Source organism: Yoonia sp. (assembly GCF_036007805.1).
Lineage (GTDB): Bacteria > Pseudomonadota > Alphaproteobacteria > Rhodobacterales > Rhodobacteraceae > Yoonia.
The window spans coordinates 1-7,481 of record NZ_DASYOK010000030.1; the positions used below are offsets into that span (position 1 = coordinate 1).

Sequence of the window (7,481 nt, forward strand, 5' to 3'; positions counted from 1 at the left end):
ACCTGACCCATGCACAACTGGTCCAATCGGCACGCGCTGCACAAGTGATGGCGCGATTTACGCGGGAGACACAGTTGGAGGTGCGCGCATGTATGCAGCGGCCTGCGACCACGGCATGACATGGAACGGCACGAGCTGCACAGGCAGCCAAATTACTCGTCTATGGAAAGCAACAAACACGACAACGGCGGGTACGAGCAGCTTGACCGATGGTGTGGCTAATACGGACGCTATGGCAACAGCAGGCATTGCCCAGCACCCGGCTGCAGAAGCATGCCGTAATGCGGGCGCCGAGTGGTATTTACCCGCACGTGATGAGCTTGACCTTCTATACGATAATCTCGTGGGTCAGGGGGATTCCACACCGGGCGGGCCATTAGGAACGACATTCGACTTTAACATAACGGGCAACTTCCCTGCCGGGTGGTACTGGGCCTCGTCGGAGAACGCTAGTAACGTTGCGAGGAGCCAGAGATTCAGTGACGGCTTCCAGTACAACGTCTTCAATAAGACCTATGGAATCGCCGTTCGCTGTGTCCGGAGATGATCGTCTCGCTGCTCATTTGGGCCTAGATTTGCTCTCAAGAAAAATGGCTAAATCAGCTCAATACCCTCTAAGTCAGCTGTTTTAAGCTTATACCGTATCAAATTCCCCTCATGCAGCCCTTTGAGTTGCTGATGCGCATAATCCACTACCGCTTCACGATCTGCCTCGGGAATGCCTTGCTCAACCGCCATCGCCATCACGTCTTCGGCCACAAATTTCTTGGTCTTCAGCACGCTATATCGGACGGCTTCGCGGACAAAATCACGATATGCCAACGCTGCTTTCTCCGGAACATCGACCTCGGCACGAAGAACGCGGTATTTCTTGGCTGAGGCGAGATAGCTATCGATGTAGACTTCACGTAGCAGGGCGACGTTATTGAGCTCATAGACCCCGATTAATCCATCGATGTAGGCCGCATCATCCATCGTTAAAAACGACATCGGGGCCAAGTCGGCCTTGAGAAGTGCGATGTTTGAAGCAACCCGCGATGTGCGCTTGTTGATGTCGATAAAGCCTTGAAGATAGGGAATATGGACAAGTAAAAAGAAGGACTGCTCGAACGGATCATCGATCGCCGCTGCCTTTTGCAGGATGATCTCGAATTCTTCTTCGATGGTGATGCCATCTTCTAGTGGCTTATAGCTTGAATGCGAAATCCCGATTGGCGTGCCGCGCAATCGACCGGCCATCGCAGGATCGGCAAGCAAGCCTTCTGCAAGCAGAGCGTGGATGTTGAACAGGTCAGGCCGCGCAATCTGGATCGTGTCGAGATTATCGACCACATATTGAATCGCCTCTTTGTGGTTGAGGATCATCAGCGCTTCTTTGCGATCCTTTCCATCGACGGCCTCACCAAATTTGATCAGGCGCTCGGTTTGCAAGATGTCGTAGGTGTTCCCCTCCATACGCGATGATGCCCACGCCAGATCGACCAAGAGCTGCTCAAGGATGCGTTTGGCATAGGTTCCGGCAGGAAGTTGTGGACCTGTCGGACTTCCAGCCTTTCTGAGTGCCTGCCGGTCCGTTGCGGACAGATAGAATGTCTTGCCAGGCACATAGGCGTCTAAGAATTCGGGCTTGTAGGGCACTGCTGGGCGTTGATTATAGGGTGTTTGCAGATAGGCAATGACCGCTGCCGAACCGGCAATCGTATATTGCGTCCCTCGTCCACGTCCTGTGACTTCAAGTCTTCCAGCATCGACGAGACGTTTGAGCGCGCGATAGATGGTCGTCTCACCTGCATCGGGCGCTGCCCCACGACGAATGGCGTCGCGGCCAGAAGCTGGGTGCTGGGCGATATAGTCTAGGATGTCTTGCTCGATCGATGCCATGAAACGTATTTTCTTAAGTGTGAAATGATTAAGCCATTATAATATCATGATTTTTGTAGGATCGCAACTTTACGTTTCAACCGTTTTGAAACGAAAATTGGTGCAAGTGACGCTCAAGCGTCAAATAATCTACAGTGAAACGCAAAACAGCTACCGTGAAACGGTTATGTTACTGATAACGCTATGTTTTCAGTGACATTTCAAAATACGTTTCATGCATTTTGAAACGTATTTGGCATTTTTAAGCCCGATAGGGTGACCGCGTCCGCCACCAGCGGACGCAAATTTTTCCACCCCCGCCAAAGGCGAAGCCGCCGCACCAGGCGGCGACCTCGTGTTTGACTTCACTATCGCCCTGCAATCCATGCAAGAAATCAGCCGCGCGCTGTGCGTGGGCTGCCGCTGCAAAGATAGCGCGCTTGTCATCCTTCAAGACCTTCAACCAGCTTTGGATATAGGCTGCATGATCCTCGCCCGCCTCAGGGGTCAGGGCCAGGTCAGCACAAAGGAATGCCGCGCCAAGCTCTGCGACTAGCTCTTCCTTGGCATAGCCTTCGTCGCCCCATTTCTTGCGCCCGAATTCACGGTCGAGACGGGTTTTGTGCTTGGTCCAATGCGTCCGCTCATGGGCAAGGGTTGCATAATAGGCCTCAGGGCTGCGGAAGCTTTCAAAGGCTGGCATCTGCACATGATCAGACCCACCACTATAGAAGGCACGATTGCCACCATGGCGCAGATCGGCACCGGTTGCCGCAAAGAATGCATCTGCATGCGCGATCCGCTCTGCACCATCGATGACGGGTTCCGGCTTGGTGTAGTATTGCTCGGGCAAGCCGTCGATCTGATCGACGTTAAAAACGCTGTAACCTTTCATGAAAGGGATTTTGCGCTCTTCTTCGCTGCCGTCGTCCTGCTCTTCGGTCTTGGTAATGCTGTTGGCATAGACAACCAAAGACCCACGCTCGCCCTTGCGCACATTCGCGCCAAGCTCTTTCGCCTGTTTGTAGGTCATCCAATGGGGTGAGACATAACCCGCCTCAACACTTCCTGCACCATCGCGCTCACGGACGGGGCCAGCGATGCCGACGATGATGACATGAATGACATCCATGACAATAAGGAGAATAAGGAGAATAAGGAGAATAACTAGATTTCAGGCCGTCAGTAGTCGCACCCCAGGCAGTTGTGCAGCTTTACGATCAAACGTCAGCAGCTCTGCAGCACCGGAACGTCGGGACGCCGCCACAATCATCAAATCCGCAAAGCCGAAGCCATTCGCGCGATAGAACTCCAACGCGGGGCCGACATCATCGGCAACCTCGATCTCCAACTCCGCGGCGGACAGCAGCCCATCGAGTGCTGCGGCAATTTCCGAGCGCTTGTAGTCATAAGCCCGCTCAAGCACCCAGACGAGCTCAATCAGAACCTCGCGGCTGACGAACCCCGGATCGGCTTGGGTGAGCTGGTCAAACGCGTCAGCTGCAATACGCGACTGCACAGGATCGTCCTGCACCAGAAAGCGCACCAGAACATTGGTATCGAGGCCGATCACGTTGTACCGCCTGCGCTTTCCGTGGCGCCTGCGGCAATTGCCTCTTCCATCGCATCAAGCGAAACCGCCTCTCGTTCAGGTCGCGCAAGCAGGCCTTGCAGTTCCTTCACAGGCCGGGCCTTCAGGATCCGCACCTCTCCCTCAAGGATTACGTAGCGCACCCGATCACCGCTTGCGAGGCCAAGAGCCGACCGAACGTCCTTGGGCAGGGTTGTCTGACCTTTGACCGTAACTGTTGATTCTTTCATCCGCCGATTCCTTACAAATTACAAAACACCCTTACCATACGGAGATCTGAAGTGCAAAACCAAGCCAAGGCACAAATGTCATGCTCCACGCTCGCATATCCGCACGTGCGTTCAACACGCCGCTGCTGGTTCAACCCTCCAAGGCTATGGCATTTCTGTCCGGGCTTGGGCCCCACATCCTTGGCCGACAAGTCGAGCTGGTGGGCGGTGATCTGATCGATGTGCCCAGCAGCGCCACCCTACCCGCCCGCGCCAGCATTCTGGCCGGTGGCCTGCCTGAGAGACTGCGTCAGCATGGCGATGCGCCCTACCCTGTCATCGACGGGATCGCGGTGATCGAGATCTCTGGCGTGCTCATTCATCGCGGCGGCTGGATTGGCCAGTCCTCGGGCCAGACCAGCTATGAGGGGATCGCGGCCCAGATTGATGCGGCAGCAGGTGATCCGGCCGTGCGCGGCCTTGCGTTGGAAATTGACAGTTTTGGCGGCGAAGTCGCTGGTGTTTTTGATTTGGCAGATCGCATTCGCGCGATCCGCGCGACAAAACCGGTCTGGGCCTTTCTGGCCGAACACGCCTTCTCGGCGGGCTACGCGCTGGCCAGTCAGGCTGATCGGATCCTGCTACCGCGCACAGGGGCTGTCGGCAGCATCGGCGTTGTTGTGATGCATGCCGACATGAGCGGCCAGCTTGATCAGGACGGCATGCGTGTCACGCTGATCCACTCCGGTGCGCACAAGGTCGATGGCAATCCTTACACGCCACTGCCGGACGGGGTTCGTGCCGACATCCAGCGCGAAATCGATGTGCTGCGTTTCCTCTTTGCCGAGACCGTTGCCGCCGGCCGCGCTGCACGTCTGAGCCAGGAGGCTGCGCTTGCAACCGAAGCCGCGACCTATCGCGGGACGGAGGCCCTCAGCGCTGGCTTGGCCGATGAAGTCATCGACCTCACACGCGGCTTTACACACTTCCGCGAAAACCTATCGAGCCCAACCCCCAGCGCGCGGTTGCCCCGTGCCGCTCACATCCGACCAAAGGAGGCCGCCATGAGCGCCAGAACAGACGCCGAACAGGCACAAGAGGAAACCACCGACGCTGAAAACACGGTGCTCGATGATGCAGAAAAGTCACCGGATGCCCTCGATGATGGGCAGGAGGTGCCGCGAGAAGACACAGTGCCCGCCTCGGCAACTGCCGCGCCATCATCGGTGCCAATCGCTGCGCAAACGAGTAATCTAGCGGAACTGTCGACACAGCTTCGCGAGGCAGCCGCAGAGGTCGCCGAAATTGCTGCACAGGCCGGACGGCTCGGTGTCACCATTGATGCCGCACAGGCGCTCCGCGACGGGACCACACCAGAGGCCTTGCGCTCACTCGTGTTGCAGCGCGCAGCTGCGGCAGCCGACGCCCGCGATATCGTGGCAGCCCCGCCATCACCTATTCTTCCCAAAGTCACGGAAAGCCCGATCGTCGCCGCCGCGAAACGTGCGGCCTCAGCAGGGGTAAACGGCTGAGCGCCAGACCCACTCTTGACGCCCTGCCACCTGATCCCCTGCCGTACCTCCCCGGTAGGGGATTTCTTTTTGCACCCTGATCTAAAGGATCCCCGATATGACCGTCCTGACGCAGCCACCCACCATGGGCGATGTTCTCAAATACGAACTGAACCCCAACTTCACCCGCGAAACTGTCACGCTGCTCGCTGGCACTGCCTATCCAGTCGGTGCCGTCCTCGGCCGCATCACGGCCAGCGGCAAATACAAGCTTGCGACCTCCGGCGGATCGGACGGTGCCCAAACGGCCGCAGCCGTCTTGCTCCGTGCGGTCGATGCTACGACAGCAGACGCCACAGCCATCATTCTTGCCCGCGGCCCGTCCATCGTCTCGAAAGCAGCGCTCGTCTTTGATGCCACCATCGATGATGCCGCGAAGATAGCGACAAAGCATGGCCAGCTGGCCGCGCTGGGCATCATCCCGCGCGATACCGCCTGATCCAGCTATCCGCAGCTGCCAACCATCCCCCTGCCCCTTTTTCCCCCGGAGTTCCCCATGACCCTCACACGAAACCCCTTTGACGCGGGCGGCTATTCGCTCGCTGAAATGACGCAGGCCATCAACATCCTGCCCAACCTCTACACCCGCCTGGGCCAGATCGGCCTGTTCCGTTTCGAGGGCGTCACGCAACGCTCCATCGTCATCGAACAACGCGAAGGGGTGCTGAGCTTGCTGCCCTCTGTGCCACTCGGTGCGCCTGCCACCGTAGGGAACCGCGAACAGCGCTCGATGCGCAGCTTTGCGCTGCCCTGGATCCCGCATGACGATGTGATCCTGCCCGCCGACATTCAGGGCATGCCAGCCCTTGGTGTATCGGACGCCGCCGATCCGCTGGTCGAGGTGATGAACCGGAAGCTCACATTGATGCGCCGCAAACACGCCCAGACCCGCGAATACATGGAGATGAATGCGCTGCGCGGCATTGTGAAAGACGGTGCCGGCACCACACTTTACGACTACTTTGTTGAGTTCGGCCTGGAGAAGATCTCGGTCGACTTCGTGTTCGGCACCGCGGGCACCAATGTGCAGGGCAAAGTCCGCAGCGTACTGCGTGCTATGGAGGACAATCTGCTCGGCGAAACCATGACTACCGCGCATGCACTGGTCAGCTCGGAATTCTTCGACAAGCTGATCAGCCATCCCAAAACTGAAGAGGCCTATAAGTTCTTCTCCGCTACCGGTGGCCAGCCGCTGCGCGAAGACATGCGCCGCGCCTTCCCCTTCGCGGGCATGTTGTTTGAGGAATATAATGGCTCTGTCACCCTCTCGAACGGGACATCCGAGCGGCTCATCCCCGCAGGCGAAGGGATCGCGTTTCCGCTCGGCACGTTTGACACCTTCACCACCTATGGTGGGCCGGCCAATCTGCTGGAGACGGCCAATACCATCGGGTTGCCGCTTTACGCCCGCCAGATGATTGACGCCAAGGGCCGCTGGATCGATCTGATGACGGAAAGCTCGATCCTGCCCGTAAACAAGCGACCGCGCATGGCGATCCGGATCTTCAGCGCAAACTGAGGTGCTTGAGCCATGACAGCTTTTGCCAGGACACTCGATCTCCTCTTCGCTGATCCAAACCTTACCCGTGAGGCTTGGCATCGAGATTGCGAAGGGCAGTTCACCCGTATCCGCATTATCCCCCGTCGCAATGATGATGTGACCACGTTCGGGGCGGCGCGTCTGGTCTCGGAAACATTCCGTTTCGACGTGCGCGTCTCTGAATTGCCTGCACCCCGCCCCGACGAGCAGATCCTCTTTGGCGAAGAAACCTTCCTGATCCAAGGCGAACCCCTGCGCGATCGCGAGCGGCTGATCTGGACCATTGAGGCAACACCTGCATGAAGCTTGACCTCTCTGTCGCGGGCGACATCGTTCTTGCGATGCAAGCTGAAATCCTCGCAGGCGAAAAGGCTGTGACCACAGCCATGAAGGTGGCTGGAGGCAATCTCAAATCAGACTGGCGTGCACAGGTTACGCAGGCCGGGCTTGGTCGGCGATTGTCAAATTCGATCCGGAACCAGACCTATCCGAGAACGGGCGAAAGCTTTGATGCTGCAGCACTGGTCTGGTCCAACGCGCCTCAGATCATCGGCGCACATGACACCGGCCCATTGATCCGCTCGAAAAACGGGTTCTGGCTTGCGATCCCGACACCCGCGGCCGGCAAAGGCGCCCGCGGTAAGGCGCTGAAGCCTGGCGAATGGGAGCGGCGGCGCGGGCTGCGGCTTCGGTTTGTGTATCGACCTAGG

General features: G+C 57.9%; 9 protein-coding genes. 5 read left to right on the plus strand and 4 right to left on the minus strand.

Annotated elements, in window-relative coordinates:
* Window positions 1-594: 594 nt before the first annotated feature.
* From VGP75_RS01675 to VGP75_RS01690, 4 genes are all read right to left on the minus strand, one after another.
* Window positions 595-1,881, minus strand: coding sequence for a Fic family protein (locus VGP75_RS01675; protein WP_327541996.1), 1,287 nt, complete (start codon window positions 1,879-1,881; stop codon window positions 595-597).
* A gap of 241 nt (window positions 1,882-2,122) precedes the next feature.
* Complete coding sequence (locus VGP75_RS01680) at window positions 2,123-2,992, minus strand: ArdC family protein (protein ID WP_327541997.1); 870 nt, start codon at window positions 2,990-2,992, stop codon at window positions 2,123-2,125.
* 42 nt (window positions 2,993-3,034) lie between these two features.
* The gene (locus VGP75_RS01685; RefSeq protein ID WP_327541998.1) at window positions 3,035-3,433 is read right to left on the minus strand and encodes a type II toxin-antitoxin system VapC family toxin; all 399 of its coding nucleotides are present in this window, start codon (window positions 3,431-3,433) and stop codon (window positions 3,035-3,037) included.
* Complete coding sequence (locus VGP75_RS01690; RefSeq protein ID WP_327541999.1) at window positions 3,430-3,681, minus strand: AbrB/MazE/SpoVT family DNA-binding domain-containing protein; 252 nt, start codon at window positions 3,679-3,681, stop codon at window positions 3,430-3,432. Before VGP75_RS01690 ends, VGP75_RS01685 begins: the two co-directional genes overlap by 4 nt.
* Window positions 3,682-3,761: 80 nt before the next feature.
* Here VGP75_RS01690 and VGP75_RS01695 point away from each other — a divergent pair, with 80 nt between their 5' ends.
* The 5 genes from VGP75_RS01695 to VGP75_RS01715 form a co-directional block, all read left to right on the plus strand.
* A complete protein-coding gene (locus VGP75_RS01695) occupies window positions 3,762-5,192 on the plus strand; it encodes a S49 family peptidase (RefSeq protein ID WP_327542000.1) in 1,431 nt (476 codons plus the stop codon).
* 97 nt (window positions 5,193-5,289) lie between these two features.
* Complete coding sequence (locus VGP75_RS01700) at window positions 5,290-5,670, plus strand: head decoration protein (RefSeq protein ID WP_327542001.1); 381 nt, start codon at window positions 5,290-5,292, stop codon at window positions 5,668-5,670.
* A 57-nt stretch (window positions 5,671-5,727) separates the two neighbouring features.
* Window positions 5,728-6,750 carry a major capsid protein gene (locus VGP75_RS01705; RefSeq protein ID WP_327542002.1) on the plus strand — a complete coding sequence of 341 codons (1,023 nt, stop codon included), beginning with the start codon at window positions 5,728-5,730 and terminating at the stop codon, window positions 6,748-6,750.
* Window positions 6,751-6,762: 12 nt separating this feature from the next.
* On the plus strand, window positions 6,763-7,074 hold the full coding sequence (locus VGP75_RS01710) for a head-tail joining protein (protein WP_327542003.1): 312 nt from the start codon (window positions 6,763-6,765) through the stop codon (window positions 7,072-7,074).
* Window positions 7,071-7,481: DUF6441 family protein (locus tag VGP75_RS01715; protein WP_327542004.1), on the plus strand; the 411-nt coding region annotated here is incomplete at its 3' end. The genes VGP75_RS01710 and VGP75_RS01715, both read left to right, overlap by 4 nt.